Below are 22,120 nucleotides of genomic sequence, written 5' to 3'. Positions count from 1 at the left end.
ATTCTACTTTTAGCATTCCTGTTTGATTTTCTACCACACCACCTATCCACAGTAATATGTTTTCTGCGAAAACTCCAGTTTTCAAGATGGATGAGGTTTAAGTTTTATGCTTTCCGCTTCTCTGTTAAGGATGATAGACCTGAGAACCTGGCAACAAATTCTGATTTTTGGATTTTTACTTGCACTCCGCACCTTTCTCAAGAAAATTTTTGTTTGGGAAAAAGCACGGATTATTGTAATCAAAGGAAGTTAATTATGAGTAATCTATGGCAACCTATAGGCAAAAATAAACCCCAAGAATTGATTGAAACTAGATTGCAAATGCACTATGCAGTTCAGTTCATTAGTATTATTGGATCTGCTCTTGCAGAACCTCTACCAGACTACAGTCACACAAGTTTGCAATGGCATCCTGAATTAGAAGTGTTTGTCGGAAAGTTAATTCGGACAATAAAACCCTTTCGAGTTGCACTAGATCCAGTTAGCCTCACTGCAATAATTTTGGATAAACAAAGTGATACAATTGCAACTTTTCCCCTACATCAACAAACCATGAAAGAGGCTTTGGATTGGCACAAACAGGAGATTGCTAAATTAGGTGTTAATGTTAGCAATATTGAGCTTCCTACCTATCCACGAGCAGATTTTCCAGACCATGTTATTGCTCATGGTGCAACTTTCGATGCTAACAGTGGACAATTTGGACGACAGGAACTAGCAAATTACTACGCCAATACCAATCAAATTTTACAAGAAATAGTTGCGATCGCAGAGGAAGCATCTGCTATCCATATTTGGCCTCATCACTTTGATATTGCCACACTCATTACTCTTGGTGGCACTAAAAACGGAGAACCGATGACTGTAGGAATTGGGATGTCACCAGGAGATACCAGCTACAACGAACCGTATTGGTATGTTTCTCCTTATCCTTACCCCAACTTTGAAAATCTTCTACCCCTTGATGGTAATGGTTTTTGGCACACTCAAAACTGGGTTGGTGCAGTTCTAACTGCTTCTAAATTAACTAGTGAACCAGATATGCAGCGCCAGCAAATCACAGCTTTTTTAAACTCTGCTTTCCCAGCTTCAAAAGCCTTGCTTCAAGCATCAAAACTCTGATGATTCACAGTCCTACTTGTCTTTTTTGCTCTCATTTAGTACTTCGCCACATCCGTTCTGGAAATGTTTACTGGTTTTGCAAGTATTGCTATCAAGAAGTCATTCCTGTTTCTGGGGTTGTTAAATACACTCATGGTTCTGTCTTGGGGATGCAGCCACAGTGCAATAGCACAAAATCTACCCTACTAAATTAAAGCATCGAATAATGAAAAATTAAATTTGATGGAGTGTCACTATGGCTGCAAAATTCAGTAAAAAAATAGCTGGGGTAATTCTATCAGTTGGAGTATTTACCACAATTGCCCTGACACAAAATCCGGTTTTATCCCAGGTTTACCGACGGGAAAACAACCGTTCCACACAAACAGCCCAGATTCAAAAATTACCGTCACAAGCAGTAGTTTCCGCAATAGAATCGGTAGGCATGACGGTTTCTGATATGGATAAAGCCGTTGATTTTTACTCTCAGGTGTTATCCTTCCAGAAAGTCTCAGATGTAGAAGTGTTGGGTACTGAGTACGAAAAGCTGCAAGGACTGTTTGGGGTACGGTTGCGGGTGGTGCGGATGCAGTTGGGCAACGAGTCGATTGAACTAACGGAATATCTGACACCAAAAGGCAAACCTATCCCTGTAGATTCACGTAGCAATGACCGATGGTTTCAACATATTGCGTTAGCAGTTAGCGATATGGATAAAGCTTATCAGCATTTACGTAAATTCAAGGTGCAACACGCCTCAACTGCACCCCAGCGCATCCCCAACTCTAACAAAGCAGCAGCAGGAATTCGCGCTTTCTATTTCAAAGATCCAGACGGACACAACCTGGAGATTATCTACTTTCCCCCAGGAAAAGGCGATCCGAAGTGGCAAAAACCGAGCAATCAGTTATTTTTGGGAATTGACCATACAGCGATCGTTGTATCCAACACCGAAGCCAGTTTGAAATTTTACCGTGATTTACTTGGCTTGAGATTGGCGGGAGAAAGCATGAATTACGGTACAGAACAGGAGCATCTTAATAATGTTGAAGGAGCCAAGTTGCATATTAGTGGTTTGCGTTCCCTTGCTGGGCCTGGGATTGAATTTTTGGAATATTTGACACCAAAAGATGGGCGTTCTTTACCAAATGATGCGCGTCCCAATGATTTGCTACATTGGCAAACAACCTTGGTAGTCAAGGATGCAGAAGCGGTAGCTCAACGGTTGCGAATCAATAAATCTGCGTTTGTTTCTCCTGGTGTTGTGGCGATTCCTGGGGAGAAGTTGGGGTTTAAAAAGGGCTTTTTGGTCAGAGATCCAGATGGTCATGTGATGCGGGTGGTGCAGAAGTAGTTTTTAAAAAGCAATCCTGTGAGAAACTAGAAACCAGAAGTTAACAATCTTACTTAAAAATCCAATTTTTGCTAGAAGAAATATTAACTTATGCAAGTTATCTCAGTGAATGTAGGACTTCCCCGTGAAGTACTTTGGAAGGGCAAAACAGTTACAACTGGGATTTTTAAAGAACCCGTTGAGGGACGGGTGATGGTGCGATCGCTCAACTTAGATGGGGATAGACAAGCTGATTTGAGTGTCCACGGAGGCAAAGACAAAGCAGTTTATGCTTATCCATTTGAGCATTATGACTATTGGCGGCGCAAGTTACCTGACATGGATTTGCACTGGGGAATGTTTGGTGAAAACCTTACTACGATTGGGCTGTTAGAAGATGAGATTAATATTGGCGATCGCTTCCAGATTGGTAGCGCAGAGGTAATGGTGACTCAACCTCGAATGCCTTGTTATAAACTCTTAATCAAGTTTGGACGGGCTGATATAGTTAAACAGTTTTTAGATAGCCGCCTAACGGGGTTCTACTTTTCGGTGCTGCAAGAGGGTAAAGTCGGAAATGGTGATACTTTGTCGTTAATCAGTCGAGACTCAAATAATATCACTGTTGCTGATATTACCCGACTTTATGCACGGGAAACACACGACTTACAATTGTTACACCGCGCCGTACAAGTTGAGGCTTTACCTACAGGTTGGCGAGATTACTTTCAACAGCAAATCGAAAAGTTTAAAAGATGAATTTCATTAATGCTTAGAAAATAAAGCTGTAATCCGTTCTCTGTATAAATTATTTTATTTTTCCAGAGTTATGTAGAAGATTAATTTGTCATAGCGATCGCACTTCTGTAGTTTCTAGTTTAATGATTCTACGCGAGAAGCAGTGTTTAAACTTAAAGTTTTTTAGCGTTGCTGAATTTCAAAAGCTGCTTTCCAAAATTGGAGCATTTCAGGGAAGGCAATATCTAAATTTATTACACACGCATAAGAAGATTTCATTTTAGCTTCATCTAGATTTACAATATCCAGATGTTCTAGTAATTCATATTCAGACTTATCAATGGGTAAGGACATTCTTGCTTCAAAGTGATCCGTATTAAAGAAAAATTCAACGGATGATGGATTTTTCTTTATTTCATTTCTTATTTTTCTAATGTGAAATATATAATTAATGTTTGTTTTTAAGAAGGAAATAATTTCCAGATTGAGATGATCGATGTCCCCACACATTAAACGTTTAGCAAACGGCAGAAAGTCTTTCGGGGTTTGATTCCCTGATGAAGCTGTTTGCTGACTTATTCGACCCAGCAGTAGGTCAAGCAATTCTCGACTGTTAAAATAGATATCTCTAAAGGCGGAGAGTAGATTGATCTCATTTCCAAAACCTTTTATAAACAATGCTGTGTGTTCGTCAATTTTGTGTAGATATGGCTCTTTCAGCTGTTCAGCAGAGAATTGAAATTGAGCGATTGCCCTGTTGATTAAGGCCAATCGAACATCGTCTTTTTCTAGAAATTGGTGATGTTGACCGAAGCGCATAATGAAGTTTTAATTATTTATTTAGTGGTATGGTGCGTTAGCGTGCAGCATAAAACACCCTATTACTTGTTAAACTGTGCTTTTGGAATGTTTATGTATCATACCTTTGCGATGATTCTGCTTTATCTGATTCTGAAATCTTTATTAACTCTATACCTTGACATTTACTGGCCACTTCGTTGTATAAAGGTACAAAGGCTTTAATTTCACTCAGTACACCATGTTTGGGTGATTTTACAAGAGTTACATTTATGATGGCTACTGGTTCACCATTTTGCATATAAAAATCAACTACTGTGCCATCAACACTCATTAAGCTCCATACATCAGGATGCCCACTCTCCCTTGTCCAACCGTAAACATCCAACGATAGAAGGTACAAGATTTGCTCTAGGCAACTTTTCATACACTTTAAGAAAGATAATATATCTACGTAAATCCAGTAGTCTTCTGGTTTGATTACAGCGATTTTATCTATATGTGAATCAATCTTATCTCTTACAATACGCAAATTACTTTTATTATCTGTAGATACTTCTACTATAAATTTTTTTTTCCTACTGATGATCTCTTGGTGTTGAGTAGATCCTATCAGTGTGTAGTCTTTGGCATTACTTTCTAATTCGTTAAACATATCCAGAATGCCAGATCCCAAAGCATAAAGCGGGGATGCAAGTTGCTTTACTAGTCGCTTCTCGGAAGTAGGATCATTAAGTTTAGCTAGACCTTCCATGCTTTTTGAAAGATCCCGCATCGCTTCGAGGCATCGGAGTAATTTAAAAGATATGTCATTTGAGCCACGCCAAACTGTAGTGGCTTGTGATAAGGCTGGGTCATTAATTTCTGGTTCACTCCGATCAGCATATAAAGGAATACCTCTTTTTGGCTCTTCTCCACTTTTTGTTTCCGTATTTTTTTCCGACATATCATACTTCGCTCTGTCTTAGATTTATAGTCTAATATAGCAACTGAAAAACGATTTGATTGGGCTACTTATAATTTAAGCTTGATTAGCAATTAAGATTCTAGTTGAAACAATTCAAAAATTGATATTTCATCAACTCTTAATACCACTCTCAGCACACTATAGGATTCATAACTGATAATCCAAATATCGATCGCCAGAAAGAGTGTTGACTTATGTGTATTGAATTTGGACGGGAAATCTGCGGCAATCTCGACATTGCAGAGTCACGGGAATAGTTAGTTACTAACGGTATTGGTGGTGGTTACGCCTCTGGAACACTAGCAGGTTTATTGACCTGGTGCTATCACGGCTTACTAGTAGCGACAGCGACATTACAACCGCCTCTAGGTCGCACCTTACTGTTGGCAAAACTAGATGAGACTGTCCTGTATAGCGTTAGCGCAGATCCTCCGCAGCAAGCTCGCTCTTTTCCTCTGAATACAAACCGTTGGGCAGATGGTATCGAAGTGATCATTTACTTTGATAACAAAAATTAATATAAATTTTTCCTGAGTTTATCCTAGATTTTTATTTATCAATTTACCTAGCAAATTTTAATCAAAATATCAGCCCCATCTTTGATAAAAACGTGATACTCAATATAGCAAATTAATTAAAATAAAGTGCAGATATGCAGAGGGTGAGATGATGACAACTCCAACCCAAGAAGAAATCAGATTAGCAGAAGCTCAAAATCAGATAGCCCATTGGCGCAGATGGGGGCCTTATTTAAGCGATCGCCAATGGGGAACAGTACGCGAAGACTACAGCCCCAACGGTACAGCCTGGGACTATTTCACCCACGATCAAGCCCGTTCTCGCGCCTACCGTTGGGGTGAAGATGGAATTTTTGGTATTTCTGATAATCATCAACGCCTTTGTTTTGCGATCGCTCTTTGGAATGGTGAAGATTCTATTCTCAAAGAAAGAATTTTTGGTCTAACTGGTAATGAAGGTAATCACGGTGAAGATGTTAAAGAATATTACTTTTATTTAGACAGCACTCCCACACATTCCTACATGAAAGCGCTGTATAAATATCCTCAAACAGCCTTTCCCTACTCCCAATTAGTTGCAGAAAATCAACGCCGAAATCGGCAAGAGCCAGAATTTGAACTACTAGATACAGGCGTGTTTGATGATAATCACTATTTTGATGTTTTTGTGGAATATGCCAAGCATTCTGCGGAAGATATTCTTATCCAAATTAAAGTAGTCAACAGAGGTACAGAAGCGAAGACATTGCACCTGTTACCTACCCTCTGGTTTCGCAATACTTGGTGTTGGAATGGAGATGCAGATAAACCTACTTTAAAAGAGATTAAATCAGATCGTAGCTTCAATATCATTGAAGCATCTCACCCAAGTTTAGGAAATAGGTGGCTGTATTGTCAAGAAACAACAGAGGTTCTCTTTACAGACAATGAGACAAATATAGAGCGATTATTTGCTTCTCCCAATACCTCTGCTTATGTGAAAGATGGGATTAATGACTATGTTGTAAATGGTCAGAAAACAGCCGTAAATCCTGATAAGATTGGCACAAAAGCATCTGCCAGTTATGTATTAAAAGTTGAGCCTGGTGAAACTCAAACTATCAAATTACGACTGAGTAATGCAGCCAATTTATTTGAGCCATTTGGTAAGGAGTTTGATTTAATTTTTAGCCGACGACAACAAGAAGCTGATGAATTTTATCAACGTATTACTCCATATCCTCTAAGTGAAGATATGCGTAATGTGCAACGCCAAGCATTTGCCGGAATGCTGTGGAGCAAGCAATTTTATCACTATATTGTAGAGGATTGGTTGAAAGGCGATCGCAACACACCAACACCCCCAACAGAACGCCAAAATGGTAGAAATCAAGAATGGTTCCATCTCTACAATGAAGATATTCTCTCTATGCCTGATAAATGGGAATATCCCTGGTTTGCAGCTTGGGATTTAGCATTCCATACCATTCCTTTAGCAATGATTGACCCAGATTTTGCGAAGTACCAATTGGATGTTCTCACACGGGAATGGTATATGCATCCCAATGGGCAAATTCCTGCTTATGAGTGGGCATTTGGTGATGTTAATCCCCCTGTTCATGCTTGGGCAACTTGGCGCATTTATAAGATTGAACAGAAGATTTACGGGCGAACAGACCGACAGTTTTTAGAACGGGTTTTTCAAAAGCTGATGCTCAATTTTACTTGGTGGGTGAATCGTAAGGATGCTGAAGGTAATAACGTCTTTCAAGGGGGATTTTTAGGATTAGATAATATTGGCGTATTTGACCGCAGTGCAGCCCTGCCGACAGGTGGACATATTGACCAATCTGATGGTACTAGTTGGATGGGAATGTACTGTTTAAATATGTTAGCGATCGCTCTAGAATTAGCCAAGAGCAATCCTGTTTATGAAGACATTGCTACCAAATTTTTTGAACATTTTCTTTACATAGCCGATGCGATGAATAAAATTGGCAAAATGGAAGCCAGTTTGTGGAATGAATCAGATGGATTTTACTACGATGTGCTACATTTACATGAACGGCAGATTACCTTAAAAGTCCGGTCAATGGTGGGATTAATCCCCCTATTTGCGATTGAAAGCATTGAACCAGAAACCTTAAAGATGCTTCCTGGCTTTAAGAAGCGGCTGGAATGGTTTATTCAAAACCGTCCTGACTTGCGGCAAAATGTAGCTTGTATGGAAACAAAAGGAATTGGTGCTAGAAGATTATTAGCAATTGTTTCACGGGATAAATTAAGAAGTATTCTGCAAAAAATGCTCGATGAAAGTGAGTTTTTCAGTCCTTACGGTATTCGCGCAGTTTCCAGATTTCATGCCGAACATCCCTATACTTTTGATGTCAAGGGTTCGCAATTTCGTGTAGATTATGAACCTGCTGAATCTAGCAGTGCTTTATTTGGTGGTAATTCTAACTGGCGCGGCCCTATTTGGTTTCCGGTGAATTTCTTAATAATAGAATCTCTGCAAAAATTCTATTATTACCTGGGCGATGATTTCAAAGTGGAATGTCCCACAGGTTCTGGTCAGATGATGACGCTTTGGGAAGTTGCATCAGAATTATCTCAAAGGTTAACTAGAATTTTCTTGCAAAATTCCTCTGGTCAACGACCTGTTTATGGTGGGATACAGAAGTTTCAAAATGACCCACACTGGCAGAATTTAATTTTATTCCATGAGTATTTTCATGGTGATAATGGAGCCGGAATTGGAGCCAGTCATCAAACTGGATGGACAGGATTAGTTGCTCAACTTATTCAGCAATTTGGTGAAGATGAAGCACAACATCAGGAACGAAAAATTGAGCAGGATAAAAAGGCGATCGCTATAGTATAAATATGCCTAAATCACTGCTTTCATAACAGTATAGCAATCCTATTGGTTGAATATGCAGTCAATCAAATGTCATTGAGAGTAAATACATCATGAAAATTGACTTCAAGCTAGCAGAAAATACTGATGTTGAGGCATTTCTCATTTTAATGCAAGAACTGTATGAAATAGACGGTTGTATCCTCTTTAATGCCGTAGTTGCTCGTAATGCTCTGATTCAACTGCTGAATGATAAGTCAATGGGTCAGGTCTGGTTGATTAAGTGTCAAAGTAAAACAATCGGTTATGTCGTTCTCACATTAGGCTATAGCCTGGAATACGGAGGGCGTGATGCTTGGATTGATGAACTCTACATCCAGGCTAATTACCAAGGGCAAGGCATAGGTAAGCAAACAATTAACTTTCTTGAGCATGTTTGCACCTCCCTCAATGTTCAGGCATTACATCTAGAAGTTGAACGGAAAAATACTTCTGCCCAAAGTTTTTATAGGCGAGTTGGGTTTGAAGATCATAATCGCTATCTGATGACAAAATGGCTCAACAAATCTTAGCTTCGTCTATTAAATAAAGGAGTTCACAACCTCATATCAATTCATAACTTTACCATCTCCTGCCAGTTATTAACTTGTCCATCATTTCGCTGACTGTTGTACTCCTATACAGTGCATCTGGTATGATACTCCCTGCTCCCGCCATTGATATCTCGACAGCTACACCGAAGGGTTTTCGCTGGTAGGTGCTACCGAAGAGAGTTTTCTGGGCATGAGTGCTGCTACAACCTATGCCCATGTAGGCATGGCTGCGTTTTTTATTGCTGTCTCTAAGGTACATATCTGAATTAAAATAAATTTTGTTCACTAGGCATGAGACAAGTATAAATATTCTCTACCTTGCCATAATCTAACTTGACTATCCTGTCGGATAAATAGAAATATTGGTCATCGTGAGTGACTACTATTACAGTTTTACCTTGATTTTTCAATTCAGGTAATATTTGGGTATAAAAAATTTTTTTAAAGATAGGATCTTGATCGGCAGCCCATTCATCAAATACATATATAGGACGGTCTTCTAAATAAGCCGTCAACAAGGCTAGACGTTTTCGCTGTCCTTGAGATAATGAAGTGGTAGAAAGGATTCCATTGCTTATTTGAACTTTTTTATCCAGTTGTAATTGAACTAAATAGTCTTTAATTTTATCATCAGTATTATTTTTATCTAAATTAAATAAATTATCGAATAGATAAAAATCAGAAAACACTGCTGAAAAATGTTGGCGGAACCACTCTTGATTTTCCGCAGTCACTAATTTGCCATTGAAATAAATTTTTCCGCTTTCAGGAATGTATAAACCAGTGATTAATTTGATCAGCGTAGATTTTCCACTCCCATTACCACCAACAATAAAAACAATTTCACCTCCCGAAACCGTCAAATCAATTGGGCCAAGAGTAAAAGCTGTATCTTCTGAGTCTTGGTAATAAGTATGAGTGATACCCACAAATTCTAAACTGTGACAAAAATTATCTGCCCGCTCCCAAATCATTAAATTATCTTCGTAACAGCGATTCGACAATAATAGTTTAAGAGATTCAAGCTTCTGTAAAGCAACAGTTGCTTTGCTAAAAGTAGGAATAGCACTCATAATGTAGTCTAAAGGTGAAAGCAAGTAGAGAATAGTCAATGCATATCCAGATAAAATATGATTAGGGATAGTTTGGAAAGTAGGCAGAGCAAAAATTACCAATCCTACAACCACAAAAAATAAGCTATTACCCCAACTAGCAGCAACTGCAAATATAGTCATTCCAACTACATTATTGCGTCTAGATAATTGTGCCGTTTCTCTAAGTTCTTGCTTTAAAAATATTTGTCGTCGTTCTTTGTGAAGCTTTAGTTCTTTAGTTCCCTCAGTTATACTCTGAAAATGGTTAAACAGTTGATCTTCTTGCTGACGAGCTAGGGTAAAAAATGAGGTTGCTTTGTATGCAATCTGTTGATAGCTAAATATTCCTAGCAATAGAGAAATGGCCACCAGAAAAAATATCGTTGGGGATAACCAAAATAAATACAAAAGACAACTCACTACGATGGTCATATCAATACACAACGTAGGAATAATGTAGACTGTGCGAGAAATTGCTAAAACATCGTCTGTTAATGTAGCTAATATACGATGTTTCCCTAACTTTTCTAGATCATATAGTGGTGCAGATAAAATTCTCTCGCTCAATGTGAGGCGTAATTCTACAATTGCTTTTTCTGCTAAGTTTATTAACAAATATTTAGAAATAATATTTGTTAAAAACTTGACAAGACAAAGACCGATAAAACTCCAAATTAATATTATTCTCAGAGATGATTGATTAATATGTGTATTGATTGTTATAAGTAATCCGGCTGTACTAACCCCACTTAATAACCCAATGCAGGTAGCAAGAGTGAGAATTTTCCAAGAAGAACGTAACAGCAAAGTTATTAAGTTCATGTCAACTCTTTCGTTATAACTAGTCTAACTATTTATATTTAGAAGTAGACGATTGCAGTGTCGATACAGAAAAGTTAAGGAGTTAGACAGGGAAATGACTTAACTTGCAAACTTAACTAATGAATAGAGGAAGCAGGAAAGAGAGTTAAGTAGGTTGGCAACGGGCTCAAATTCCCTAACTAATCTATATCGACTATTGAAGTACCAAATTTTATAAAGATAAGAGTTAAGATTCGCAATCAAAGTCAATTTTATGAACGCTGAACTAGACGTTATCGTTATTGGATCTGGTTTTTGCGGTATTACCGTAGCTGCAAGTTTAAAAAAATTTGGAATTGATAACTTTGTTGTGATAGAGAAAGGTGAAACTGTCGCAACTATCTGGAAAAACGCCTACGAGCGATTAGTTACTCAAAATCCTTATTTTACTTTACCTTTTTTTGAGGGTAAGCAAAAATATTCTACATTTAAGTCAAAAGAGGAAATAGTGGAGTATTTAACAGAATATGCAGATCATTTCCAAGTTGATTCACATATTCTTTTTGGTGAAGAGGTTGAGAATATTACCAAAATTTATAATCAAAATCAAACGGATTATACCTGGAAAATACAAACAAACAAAGATATTCTCCACTGCAAGGTTCTTGTTATCTGTACTGGACTAACTAACGAACCTGTGATTCCCAAATTTTTTGGACAAGAAGATTTTGCAGGTAAGATTATTCATAGTAGTGCCTATAAAAACGGCATTCTTTATCAAAATCAGAAGGTTTTAGTCGTTGGTTCGGGAAATTCCGCAGCAGAAATTGCACTCGATTTATATGAACATGGTGCTGCTCGTGTAGATATGTTAATTCGCGGTAAACGTTGGGTATTTCCTCTTTATCCGAGACTGCGATCGCTACAATATTGGTTATGGCGCAGTAGGTCATACTTTAAACGTTTGTTTAATAACAATACAATAGATTCTCGAATAGAAGCTATGGAAAAAGCCATAGATTTCTCACCAGAAGAATTACAAGCAGACATCAAGGAAACTGATAAATTTATTCAGCGTTTTGCTTTAGATTTGAGTGCATACTCTATCTATCCAGAAGATAAAGGGCCAATGGATGTGGAAGTTAATCATGGCCGTGTAGCTTGGGTAGATAGAGGTACTGTTAAACAAATCAAAAAAGGAAATATTCGAGTCATCTCTAATAGTATTCAGCAACTTACAAAAACAGGCGTAATCTTTAGTAATGGTGTAGCGCAAGATTATGATGCAATTATTTTAGGTACTGGCTTTCGTCCTGGTATCAATAAAATTTTGAGACAGCCGCAATTGTATCTAAATGTGAACGATAGGTTATTACCAAAAACAGATGGTAAATGCCAATCTATTGTTGACCCTACACTTTACTTTGTAGGTTTTGAGAAAATTGTAGGCGCATCGGCAACTTATGGATATTACGGCTGGTGTACAGGGAAAAGAATTGCCTTGCAATTGCTGGAAAGAAAGTTTTTATCGCCTCAAGAATTGCAGATTCTCCTCTAGTTAAGAGTGATGTTGTAAAAGTTAAGTCTCTAGTTAAGTTAGCTTCTAAATTTAATTCCTTAACTTTTCTGTATCGACTTTTACCTTGGCAAATTCTATAAAAATAACAGAACACCTGCAATCAAGGAGTTGAACTGATGAATCGTGTAATGAATTCTATGAACAATATGCGCTGGAACAGAATACTTACATTAGCCTTACCAATTAGCATTTTGTTATTTACACAAGCTTGTGCGCCACCTCCTTCTCGAATGATATCTACACAACCTACTGTAGATAATTCTGTGAACTATCCACTCAATCAAGCTGGTAATTAAATTTATTTCAGCATGGGAATGCTACAAGTTTAATCAAATTTGAGATTTTCAGGCTGAGGTTATATCAATAGAGAGAACTTACACAAAAATTCATTGTGTAAGTTCTTTACCCTAAACTTGTTTACCTAACCCTTACTTGAATTAATAACTAGGAGAAAAATATGCAACTTCAATGGGATAATTATTTACAGACCTATACTAATAAAGCTTATCAGTATACAACTCTGGTAGAACATACAGGAGTATTGATATCCTTGGCGATAGATAGCGATCGCCGGATATATTACACTGTTCTTGACCAGCAAGATGACCCCAATCCAATTGATGCCAGAAATTGGTCGTCTACACCCCAAGAATTAATTTTTCCCAACGAAATTACACAAGTCGGATTTAGGATTTTGCCCAACAAAGTTTTACCGACAGTGAGAAGCAATGGTCAACCTGCAATTAATATTTCCGAAATCGATTTATTCCGTTCGACAACCGCAAGGCTAACAGCAGATGCACCATTTCAAGCTTTGAGTGATGGACAATATATTTACCTGTTCCGACAGTCTATTGATGGTAATCATCCTGATAACGTCACTGTCACAAATTCAGATGGACAAACATCTATTCCTATTGTTAACAAAACTCTCTTAGTAGACAGATTTATCCTTTCTGGAACGCAACTCAAAACAGCTAGAGAAGTCCGCTATCGTCGCAGTCGCCATAAAATTATCAAGAATGGTGCAAAGGATACTCTCGGCGCTACAGATATGGATAATCGTCCATTTTTTGAGCCAACTATGGAGTTAGGTTTTGTCGAGAATTTGGTTGATGGACGGTTTACGGTTTTGCAAGTCCCAACGGGTATTCCTGATATTAAACGTTGGCAGATATTTGTCCATAATCAACGGACTAACAGAATTGATGCTTACAATATCGAACGTTCTGCTGATGGATTTTTCAACACTCAAGGTACAGAAAGTCCAGATGCATTTACGAAAATGGGTTATGCAGAATCAGCTATAAAGTTAGATGCAGATACCTATATTGCAGGTAAAGCGCAAGTCATCAACAAACAAGAGTTTAATATTTCCGCTTGGATTAAACCAGAAACTACTGGTGTAATCTACTCAGAAGGAACACCAGCAACAGTTTTCCAAATTCGCTTGGTAGAAACTCAGTTAAATACTGACGGACAATTTCTTCCTGGTTACGGTATTCAGGTAACTGCTAACTCTAAAACAGTGACTTCTGCGGCTAATGCGATCAAAATGGGGCAATGGAATCATATTAGTATTTCTCTGGCTCCAGCTCCAGATGGCATAAATGCACCTGCAAATTCTGGTGTGGTGAAAATTCAAGTTGGGGATGCAGTTGTTAACGGTGAAGGGGAAGAAAATCAATATTTATTGTTTCCCAGAACTACCACAACGACAACTTACATGGTTGTGGGGAGAAATGTCGGTTCGTTGTACGGTGGTTCCCAACCCGCTTTACCTATTGTTGCAACTGTTGATGAATTATCGATTTGGGAACGGGAACGTTCAGAACTGGAAGTTAGAGAAACGAAAAAGTTCCGCAAGGCGGGGAATGAACCTGGTTTACTTACCTATTGGCAATTTGACGAAGGTAACGGTACAACTGTTTACGATCGCACTGACACCCTCAATAATGGTATTGTCGAAGGAACAGCGCAGTGGGTACAATCTGACGCACCTGTAGGCGATAATCCTGGTATCCAACGGACGAGTTTTGGATTTGGCGATCGCACTGTGGCAGGTAAAGGTATCTCTGCTATGTTGTATTATCAGCAAGAGGAACTACCTTCTGGACATGATAGAACACCTGCACCCATCAAGCAAAATGCCCGTGTGTTGGTGGCGGTATCCACAGCACATGAAAATGATGACAATAAAAAAATAGCTGTCCTGGACTTTGCTGTAAGTAAACGGGGTCGGTTATCGCAAATTCCTGATAATATCAATCTACCGTTGATAGACACAAAGACAAAAGACCCGAATACCTTTATCAACCAAATCATTCAATTAGAACAAACTGAAATTCCCAATACCCAACGGGAAATTGACTCTCTCAATCGAGAAATTGCTACGCAACAAGCAACAATTCAAACATTAATTATAGACAGGGCAAACAGTGCACGATTGAGAGCAAATCTTGAAAACGGTACAGGTGTTACAGGATATTCCCAGCCTCAATTTACAGGTGCTAGTCAAAGATTAGGTATCGGCGAACATCCAACATTACGGATTGCGATTAACTCTGTAAAACCCGATCCAGGTTTGTATGTCATCCTCTATGAACAACCAAACTTCCAAGGTGCTTCCCGCGCCCAATATGAGGACGAAAATAGATTAGGTGGAACCTATTTTCTGAGTAATTACATGAGTGCGAGGGTGCGTACCACTGCAAGTTTTCAGAATCAAATCAATGCTTACAACTCCCAAATCGAGGTCTACAACCAACAAATTACTAACATTCAAACGGTAATTATTCCTAACTTAAATAAGCAGCTGATAGCACAAACGGAACATCTGCAAAACCTCAAAGCCCAACTAGCAGATTTACGTGCCCAACTTCAAGGTAAATTTGCTTTCCCCATGCGCTTAATTCATATTGACCCCAATGGGTTAAATGTGGTGGGTGGATTGTTAGATTTTGCTTGGACAAATGATGCACCGCAATTATTTGAAAGTGCTAACGGAATGCTGCGGTTGTATTTCCGGGGTGATGCAGACCAATTTTTTGCTGTTAGTTACAACACCAATGTTGCCCGTGCTAGCATTTTACTTTCTAATAGTGTGCAATTGCGGGAACGTTCTCCAGGGTTGGGACGCAGTGAAGTCAAAGTGATTATGGCTAGTGATGCCAATCCTGATACTACTACTGTGAGAATTACCGACGGGGAAGATGCCAATACTTGCAATGTCACCCTCGAAAATAGCCTGCTGCAAATTACCGAAACTTGGCAACGAGTCCCCCGCAACCCGATGGGATTAGCACGAGTACTGAGTGGACAGGCGCGGGATGTGGTTTATCTCGGTCGTTTGGGTGCTGCTGTCACAGGTACGGTGGATACAATTACGCTGGCGGAACCTGCGACTCAACGCTACGAACAAGGTGCAACCCTGGTAATTGGTGCAGGAACTCTGACTTTAAGGAAAGCGATCGCACCTGGGGACAAAGAAGTTAGCATTAGTGAAATTACCTTTACAGGCACTTTACCTGCTGGTACAACCATCAACTTGGTTGAATACGATTATGACAGTTACAGCAGCTTCAGCAACACAGGCGAGCTGATGAATGCTCCTTATAATCTCAAATTTGGTTCTGTTTTGGTAGAAGTGGCTGGGGTATCCAACACAGGTAACATTGAAAATCTCGCCACCCGTCCCCTGACTGGCTTATCTCAACCCAACGCTTGGATTTCTGACACCCCAGGAAATGCGCTGCAAATTCGCAGTGGACATTTAAGCGGCGATGCTACCGAGTTATCAAATCAAGGCGACATTTCCCTAGAAGCTTGGATTCGTCCCGATAAAGACATCTCTCGTAACATTACTTGGATTGTCTCGCAAAATTCGCCCACATCTAGATATTCCTTGGGGGTTCAAGGAAAGCCTGTAAATTCTGCCTTGCGATTCAATGGAGTCAGTGATTATATCCAAGCTGCTAACCTCAACTTGGCAAATCAATCCTTCACCATTGAATTTTGGGCAAAACGAGACTCCGCCAACTTCAATGCTTTCTTCTCCGCAGTTCTCACCCAAGGAAGACCTACAAATAATAATCAACTACACTTCGGTTTCCGCCAAAATGGAGTCTTTACCTTCGCCTTCTTTAATAATGATTTGAATACACCAAATGGTGTAGCAAACGATACTAATTGGCATCACTGGGCTTGTACTTATGATGCCCAAAGCCGCAAACGGATTATTTACAAAGATGGAGAAATGGTAGTAGAAGATACTGCCACAGCCGCTTACCAAGGTACAGGGGCATTACTGATTGGGGTGATTGAGAATCCCAGCAAGCAGTTTTACTTCCAAGGTGCCCTTGATGAAATCCGGGTTTGGGGGAAAGTACGTAGTCAAAGAGAAATTAATGACACTAAAAATTGTCGTTTAGATGGCAATGAAACAGGACTGCGGGCATACTATCATTTCGAGGATGGCACAGCAAGCGATCGCACTGGTAACGCCAGCAATGATGGGCAAATTTTCGGCAGTCTCGCCAAAGTAGAATCAGGACTCACCGCCTACAACGTTGTCGCCGGGGTGAGAGACCGCTACCTCACCACCACCGAACCCATGTGGACAACTACTTGGGAACACGTTGCTGCCACCTACGCCGAAGCCTATGCCTTGAGATTCAATGGTGTCGATAATTACCTTGACTGTGGTAATCAAGTTGGCTTGGGTACAGACAATGAACTGACAATTGAACTGACCGTCACTCTACCTAACAACAATCAAATGTTCTTCCCCTTGTTGCAAAAAGGTAGAATTGGCAGAGACAACCCCGAACTCACTGCTTGGCTATACGTCAGACGAGATTCGGCGACAAACTACAGCCTGTGCTTTGGTTATGAAGATAATCAAGAACCACGCCTAGTGATTGCCCCCGTTGACGCACCTACCCCTGGTACGCCGGTGAACATTGCCGTCACAGGTAGACAGGATGATAATGGCTACACAGTTAACTTATACTGGAACGGACAATTCAAGGGAACTAGAACTAGTAGCGCTAAACCAGTCACCAGTTTACAACCTCTAGAAGTAGGTAGGTGTAATGGTATACCCCAAGGTACAAGAATTGTTAATGGCTATCCCCGTTATCTGTTGGGAACCATCAGCAGCTTGCGGGTGTGGAACCGTGCTTTAAGTATGGGTGAATTGCACCAAAATAATAGCGATCGCAATAAATTAGCCGGTGAGTGGCGCATTAACGAAGGTTCCGGTAACACTACCGCCAATTTAATCGGTAACGATGAAGCCAGAATCATCGGTGCGACTTGGGTTGCTGACCCTGCACCCACAGCTACCAGGCTAGATTTATACATCAACGGTATCCCTGCCCAGATTGCCCCTCTCAATGCTGTCACCCTGCCACAAAATCAGTTTACCTTGGGTCGAGATTTCCGGGGAGCAATTGATGAAGTCCGCATTTGGAAACAGTTCCGCACCCAAGAACAAATTCTAGATAACCTGTTTGGACAACTCAAAGGCGAACGGGAAAACCTGCTAGCTTACTACGAATTTGAATCTGACCCGACAACCGCCGGAAAAGTCACCACTGTCAACGACAGCAGTCTGCGAGGCAACCACCTCAAAGCTAGCAACAATGCAGATATTCTGCATACCTTATCCCGCGCACCTCTATCTGATGACATTCCTTTAGTTAGGAATGCTCTGGGTAGCGTAAGAAACAGATACAACAATAATATTACTAGCCGTCCCGCGATCGCCGAATACGCAGACATCCAAACCGCTAACAATGGCGAAATCACCGGAGTTCACAAACGCTGTTACAGCTTCATTCAAAACGGTCATTGGTATTTGCTCACAGGTTACAAAGTTGGTAACTTAATTACCGAATGGATTAGTCAAGTTCAATTTGACCCGCAAATCAAAGGTTTCATCGAAGGTGCGCCCCCGGTTCCTTCCGAAAACCTCACCGCCGGGCCAATTGATGATTCTTCCAGCACTTACGTTGATACCACTTCTATAGAGTTTGTCGAAGCTGATAGCGTTTCCTACACAATTTCTGCGAGTAAAAGCAGTAGTTTCAACTCCTCCTTTGAAGCATCCATCACTGGAGAAGTGAGCCAAAATATCGATGGTGTAGTTGCTCCTTTAGGCTTCGGTATTATCACTAGAGATATTATTGCTGGCGGTGTTAAATTTGGTGGCTCAGTCAAATTAGATACTGAGTTGAGATGGTCGAGTAACCAGCAACAAACTAACAAAACCAATGTCAGCAAAATGACATCTGTTGGTTTAGGTGGCGCTTGGGAAGATCCAAATATTAACAGACGGCTAAATAAAGCCATGCCTCGCCGTTACCAACCATCCAACGTCGGCTTTGCTCTAGTAGAGTCGGAAACTGCTGATATCTATGCCCTCCGCTTGGCACATAACCGCGCCCTCGTTACCTTCAGGATGGTTCCCAATCCCAATATTCCCAAAGATACTAATATCATTCCTTTCCCCATCAAACCTGGTTACACCAAACAAGGCACCCTCGATGGTGCTGTTGGTTATGACCAAAACGGCAAAGTCCTAGACCCAGATTATTCTGAAGCTACCACCTACGGCGAGTACAGTTACTTCAAACCCAGCGAAGCTTACGCCCTACGTCAGCGTATCCAAGCCGAAGAAACCCGCTTGCGTACCTACTACGAAGACTTCCGCACCACACCCCCCGGTGCAACTGGTGTGTTAGCTGGAGGACTCACAGGTGCGATCGCCGGAGCCTCAGTTGCCGGCGCAGCCGCACCCTTTGTAGCAGCAGCAGGAATTGCTGCCGGTGGTTTAATTGATGCGTTGACTTCCAACAACGATTTACCAGAGCAATACAGCAAACGGAACTTAGTCAACAGCTACATTTGGACAGCAGACGGTGGACTCTTTGCTGAATCCACAGAAACCACCGATATACAGCAAGAATCTACCAGTGGAGCGTATAATTTCACAGGTAACGCCACCTTCAGTGCTGCCGCCACCGGAGAAGTAGTTGGTATCAGTTTAAACTTAGAGACTAAAGCATCCTTTGGTGGTAGTTTAAACCTCACCAAATCCAAAACCAAAGAAGCCAGCCAATCTTTTAGAATCGACTTAACAAACAACACCCAAGGCGATTTACAGAGATTTAGGCTAGATGAACGCGGTAACTTGGTACGAGATGAAGCCGGTCGCCCCATCCGTGAATACGATGCCAATGGTAATCCTTTGGATGCTCCCGGTAAAGTCAATGCTTATCGCTTCTTGAGCTTCTACCTCACCCCAGATACTCAAAATTACGACGCTTTCTTTAATGAGGTTGTCGATCCCATCTGGTTAGAGGAAAGTAATTCACCTAATGCTCAAGCACTCCGCCAAGCACAACAACCCGAAGGCGGCCCCGCTTGCTGGCGCATCTTCCACCGCGTCACCTTCGTTAGCCGCATCCTCCCAGAATTCCCCGACCCCACAGCCCCACCATTGGATAGAGCAATTCAGGATACGGACTTGAGCAGCAGTTACGAATTAATCAAGTTAATTGAGCCATTTGTCCGTAATGCTACGGCTAATGCTGGCGAATTCGATGCGGCTGTCAGGAATGCAATTCGGGTTTATTTGCCAGAGTTATCTGAGGCTTTGACTCAGGAGGTTGTATTGGCTTTAGCTAATTACTTTGGTGTCGATGGATTGAATTAATTAGCTCACTATAAATAAAACATTAAAAGTAGAGTGCGTGAGGCTTTTTGTCTCACGCATTTTTATGTAAAGCAGAAAATACTATAAGTATCAGCGCGTTTGATTCTAGATGTGAACTATGGTCAATATTTCAATCGATTTTAATTCCCTAGTCAATTGGTCTACAGTCACATCAGGAAATAAAACCAATAGCACCGTCGCGATTGTAATAAATTAAAGCTCTTAATAATAGCAAGTTTTGCGTACCAAAGTTAACTAACGCAGGAGTTAATTGAATAGCATAGTACACAATTTAAAGCTAACAAACGAGGGTTTTGAGAGTTTTGTGTAGTTTGTAGCTAGTTTCTTAATTTGATGGCGATTTTTTCTGTATTGCTTGGGCTATTGTCCCCTGCCCACAATCAGGAGTGTCGCCCTCATGCTGGAGACTCATGAAGAGTGTCTTGTTTGTCTGGAAAAAATTCGCTGGAATGGGACACCAACCTGTCCATATTGCGGTTCACTCAAAGCAACAAAGTATAATAACGAACGTAGATACCGTTGTAATAGTTGCTTTACTTCGTATAGTGTTACGGTTGGTACTATTTTTCATAAAACTCATGTGAATTTACACAAATGGTTTCGGGCTATCTTGCTGCTTTGCAAGGTAAATCGTGACATTAGTGTTCGCAAACTTGCTCAGGAAATTCAGGTAAACCGAGCAACCGCATCTCGGATTGTTAATCAAGTGCTCAACGTCCCTCCTGAGCAAGTAGAAATTTTGAAAGAAATTGTTCGCGTTTTTGAAAAGTCATTGTGAGGTGCATCAAAAATGTCGCAATCTGCAAAAGATAAGAAAGTAGCAGCATGGCAAGAAGCACTCAAAGTCTCTATGTCTGTGTTCATTCCGGCTTTTGTGTTTATGGTAGTAGCTTCCTTTTTATTTAACCCTGCTCAAGTGAATATGTTGAAAGATTTGCGAAGAGAGCAGGTAGAGAAAGAAGTAAAAAAGCAATTGGGTGAGGAAATCAGAAAACAGGTACAAGAGGAAGTTAAGAGCCAGGTTGCGGGAGAACGATCTAAAATATTAGATGGTCAAAAAGCACTGTTGAATCTTGATAAAGAATCTCCTTTAGGAAGAACCTATGTTAGTGGAGAAATCAACAAACAGGTGAAGGATGAGGCTGAGAAAGTAGCAAAAGACGAAATCAGTCAAGCAAAGGGAGATTTATTTGGTCAGATCATTTTTCCCGTAATATTTACCATAGCATCAATATTTGCAGCTTTTGCTGTTAAGGACATTCTTACAGAAGTTTTAAAGGAGCAAGAACGGGACAGAATTAAAAGAGATATCGAAACAAATTTGAGAAATGATTTGGAATATCGGATAGTACCAAAACTTTTCGCCAAGGAAAAACAAGATACTAGTAATCGATTTAATGAGCTTGAAGGATATGTACACTGGCTAGAACATCAGATATTGAATATTATCATCACTAATTTAATAGATGATATGAAGAAAAATAATTTATCGCAAATCGAGAAAGAAGTTTCATTAGCAATTGAAAAAATTCGTGATAGATCGATAGTTACTTTAGAAAAATCTTCTGGCAAATTTATTCAAAAATATTTTAAAGACATTAAGAATTTTGAAGATTCGGTTCTTGATTCTCAACTTAAGAGTATTCTATTGAATGAAGCCGCAAAAAATACTCTCACTTCAACCTTTAATAAATCTAGACAGAAAAGAAGCGAGCGAGAAGAATTTGACCAAGGTCAAAGCATTTTTAAAGCGCAAATGGGACTACTTATAATCACACTAGGTAAGCTAGTGGGAGAATATGAAAACTCTGATGAAATAATAAATCTTATTGAAGAAATTGATAAAAGAATTAGCTATGATCCATTTGCTGAACATCAAAAAAATCTGAAAATCGTTAATGAATTAGAAGAAGATGGAGTTCAACCGTAACCTTTAAACCCTTAACTTGTGAGTAGTTCTAATCATTTTGGAGATAAAGTTCTAGATGGAGCTTGGAACTCTGCTCCATCTTCACCTCTAA

Annotated in this window: 15 protein-coding genes and 1 pseudogene; 12 read left to right on the top strand and 4 right to left on the bottom strand. The window is 40.0% G+C overall.

The features are described from left to right. Positions 1 to 106: 106 nt before the first annotated feature. The 4 genes from H6G41_RS36265 (at position 107) to H6G41_RS27885 (ending at position 3,193) form a co-directional block, all read left to right on the top strand. Positions 107 to 253, top strand: a complete 147-nt coding sequence (locus H6G41_RS36265; protein WP_374939446.1) for a hypothetical protein — start codon at positions 107 to 109, stop codon at positions 251 to 253. A 2-nt stretch (positions 254 to 255) separates the two neighbouring features. Beyond that, a complete protein-coding gene (locus H6G41_RS27895; protein ID WP_190750724.1) occupies positions 256 to 1,122 on the top strand; it encodes a hypothetical protein in 867 nt (288 codons plus the stop codon). A 235-nt stretch (positions 1,123 to 1,357) separates the two neighbouring features. Continuing rightward, positions 1,358 to 2,455: a VOC family protein gene (locus tag H6G41_RS27890; protein WP_190750722.1), complete on the top strand. Its 1,098-nt coding sequence runs from the start codon at positions 1,358 to 1,360 to the stop codon at positions 2,453 to 2,455. Between the two features lie 90 nt (positions 2,456 to 2,545). Then, on the top strand, positions 2,546 to 3,193 hold the full coding sequence (locus H6G41_RS27885) for an MOSC domain-containing protein (protein ID WP_190750720.1): 648 nt from the start codon (positions 2,546 to 2,548) through the stop codon (positions 3,191 to 3,193). Positions 3,194 to 3,355: 162 nt separating this feature from the next. On the opposite strand, the gene H6G41_RS27880 is transcribed toward H6G41_RS27885, so the two are convergent. Together H6G41_RS27880 and H6G41_RS27875 are read right to left on the bottom strand one after the other, a co-directional pair. Continuing rightward, positions 3,356 to 3,991 carry a hypothetical protein gene (locus H6G41_RS27880; protein ID WP_190750718.1) on the bottom strand — a complete coding sequence of 212 codons (636 nt, stop codon included), beginning with the start codon at positions 3,989 to 3,991 and terminating at the stop codon, positions 3,356 to 3,358. Between the two features lie 91 nt (positions 3,992 to 4,082). Then, positions 4,083 to 4,916, bottom strand: a complete 834-nt coding sequence (locus H6G41_RS27875) for a hypothetical protein (RefSeq protein WP_190750716.1) — start codon at positions 4,914 to 4,916, stop codon at positions 4,083 to 4,085. 215 nt (positions 4,917 to 5,131) lie between these two features. Here H6G41_RS27875 and H6G41_RS27870 point away from each other — a divergent pair. The 3 genes and pseudogenes from H6G41_RS27870 to H6G41_RS27860 form a co-directional block, all read left to right on the top strand. Next, a pseudogene (locus tag H6G41_RS27870) lies at positions 5,132 to 5,422 on the top strand (glycogen debranching enzyme N-terminal domain-containing protein); the annotation flags it as partial. A 184-nt stretch (positions 5,423 to 5,606) separates the two neighbouring features. Then, positions 5,607 to 8,315: a glucosidase gene (locus H6G41_RS27865; protein ID WP_190750728.1), complete on the top strand. Its 2,709-nt coding sequence runs from the start codon at positions 5,607 to 5,609 to the stop codon at positions 8,313 to 8,315. 89 nt (positions 8,316 to 8,404) lie between these two features. Next, positions 8,405 to 8,863, top strand: coding sequence for an N-acetyltransferase (locus H6G41_RS27860; RefSeq protein ID WP_190750714.1), 459 nt, complete (start codon positions 8,405 to 8,407; stop codon positions 8,861 to 8,863). Positions 8,864 to 8,912: 49 nt separating this feature from the next. Here H6G41_RS27860 and H6G41_RS34830 read toward each other — a convergent pair whose 3' ends face one another. Beyond that, positions 8,913 to 9,143: a hypothetical protein gene (locus H6G41_RS34830; protein ID WP_206756956.1), complete on the bottom strand. Its 231-nt coding sequence runs from the start codon at positions 9,141 to 9,143 to the stop codon at positions 8,913 to 8,915. Between the two features lie 7 nt (positions 9,144 to 9,150). Further along, positions 9,151 to 10,800: a cyclic peptide export ABC transporter gene (locus tag H6G41_RS27855; RefSeq protein ID WP_190750712.1), complete on the bottom strand. Its 1,650-nt coding sequence runs from the start codon at positions 10,798 to 10,800 to the stop codon at positions 9,151 to 9,153. A gap of 253 nt (positions 10,801 to 11,053) precedes the next feature. On the opposite strand from H6G41_RS27855, the gene H6G41_RS27850 reads away from it, so the two are divergent. From H6G41_RS27850 to H6G41_RS27830, 5 genes are all read left to right on the top strand, one after another. Further along, the gene (locus H6G41_RS27850) at positions 11,054 to 12,337 is read left to right on the top strand and encodes an NAD(P)/FAD-dependent oxidoreductase (RefSeq protein WP_190750709.1); all 1,284 of its coding nucleotides are present in this window, start codon (positions 11,054 to 11,056) and stop codon (positions 12,335 to 12,337) included. Between the two features lie 137 nt (positions 12,338 to 12,474). After that, positions 12,475 to 12,654, top strand: a complete 180-nt coding sequence (locus H6G41_RS27845; protein WP_190750730.1) for a hypothetical protein — start codon at positions 12,475 to 12,477, stop codon at positions 12,652 to 12,654. 161 nt (positions 12,655 to 12,815) lie between these two features. Beyond that, the gene (locus tag H6G41_RS27840) at positions 12,816 to 20,078 is read left to right on the top strand and encodes a LamG-like jellyroll fold domain-containing protein (RefSeq protein ID WP_190750707.1); all 7,263 of its coding nucleotides are present in this window, start codon (positions 12,816 to 12,818) and stop codon (positions 20,076 to 20,078) included. A 418-nt stretch (positions 20,079 to 20,496) separates the two neighbouring features. Then, complete coding sequence (locus tag H6G41_RS27835) at positions 20,497 to 20,877, top strand: transposase (RefSeq protein WP_190750705.1); 381 nt, start codon at positions 20,497 to 20,499, stop codon at positions 20,875 to 20,877. A gap of 12 nt (positions 20,878 to 20,889) precedes the next feature. Continuing rightward, positions 20,890 to 22,029 carry a hypothetical protein gene (locus tag H6G41_RS27830; protein WP_190750703.1) on the top strand — a complete coding sequence of 380 codons (1,140 nt, stop codon included), beginning with the start codon at positions 20,890 to 20,892 and terminating at the stop codon, positions 22,027 to 22,029. Positions 22,030 to 22,120: the final 91 nt, after the last annotated feature.

Origin of the sequence: Tolypothrix sp. FACHB-123 (genome assembly GCF_014697075.1) — a bacterium.
Classification (GTDB): domain Bacteria; phylum Cyanobacteriota; class Cyanobacteriia; order Cyanobacteriales; family Nostocaceae; genus Aulosira.
The sequence above is the reverse complement of the archived record's forward strand: the minus strand, read 5'-3'. Positions and strand labels throughout refer to the sequence as shown.

What these genes read in the sequence shown, in the direction of transcription:
- H6G41_RS34830 (WP_206756956.1), bottom strand. Translation starts at nt 9,143, where the DNA reads ATGTACCTTAGAGACAGCAATAAAAAACGCAGCCATGCCTACATGGGC.
- H6G41_RS27880 (WP_190750718.1), bottom strand. Translation starts at nt 3,991, where the DNA reads ATGCGCTTCGGTCAACATCACCAATTTCTAGAAAAAGACGATGTTCGA.
- H6G41_RS27885 (WP_190750720.1), top strand. Translation starts at nt 2,546, where the DNA reads ATGCAAGTTATCTCAGTGAATGTAGGACTTCCCCGTGAAGTACTTTGG.
- H6G41_RS27875 (WP_190750716.1), bottom strand. Translation starts at nt 4,916, where the DNA reads ATGTCGGAAAAAAATACGGAAACAAAAAGTGGAGAAGAGCCAAAAAGA.
- H6G41_RS27895 (WP_190750724.1), top strand. Translation starts at nt 256, where the DNA reads ATGAGTAATCTATGGCAACCTATAGGCAAAAATAAACCCCAAGAATTG.
- H6G41_RS27865 (WP_190750728.1), top strand. Translation starts at nt 5,607, where the DNA reads ATGACAACTCCAACCCAAGAAGAAATCAGATTAGCAGAAGCTCAAAAT.
- H6G41_RS36265 (WP_374939446.1), top strand. Translation starts at nt 107, where the DNA reads ATGCTTTCCGCTTCTCTGTTAAGGATGATAGACCTGAGAACCTGGCAA.
- H6G41_RS27830 (WP_190750703.1), top strand. Translation starts at nt 20,890, where the DNA reads ATGTCGCAATCTGCAAAAGATAAGAAAGTAGCAGCATGGCAAGAAGCA.
- H6G41_RS27835 (WP_190750705.1), top strand. Translation starts at nt 20,497, where the DNA reads ATGCTGGAGACTCATGAAGAGTGTCTTGTTTGTCTGGAAAAAATTCGC.
- H6G41_RS27845 (WP_190750730.1), top strand. Translation starts at nt 12,475, where the DNA reads ATGAATCGTGTAATGAATTCTATGAACAATATGCGCTGGAACAGAATA.
- H6G41_RS27840 (WP_190750707.1), top strand. Translation starts at nt 12,816, where the DNA reads ATGCAACTTCAATGGGATAATTATTTACAGACCTATACTAATAAAGCT.
- H6G41_RS27850 (WP_190750709.1), top strand. Translation starts at nt 11,054, where the DNA reads ATGAACGCTGAACTAGACGTTATCGTTATTGGATCTGGTTTTTGCGGT.
- H6G41_RS27860 (WP_190750714.1), top strand. Translation starts at nt 8,405, where the DNA reads ATGAAAATTGACTTCAAGCTAGCAGAAAATACTGATGTTGAGGCATTT.
- H6G41_RS27855 (WP_190750712.1), bottom strand. Translation starts at nt 10,800, where the DNA reads ATGAACTTAATAACTTTGCTGTTACGTTCTTCTTGGAAAATTCTCACT.
- H6G41_RS27890 (WP_190750722.1), top strand. Translation starts at nt 1,358, where the DNA reads ATGGCTGCAAAATTCAGTAAAAAAATAGCTGGGGTAATTCTATCAGTT.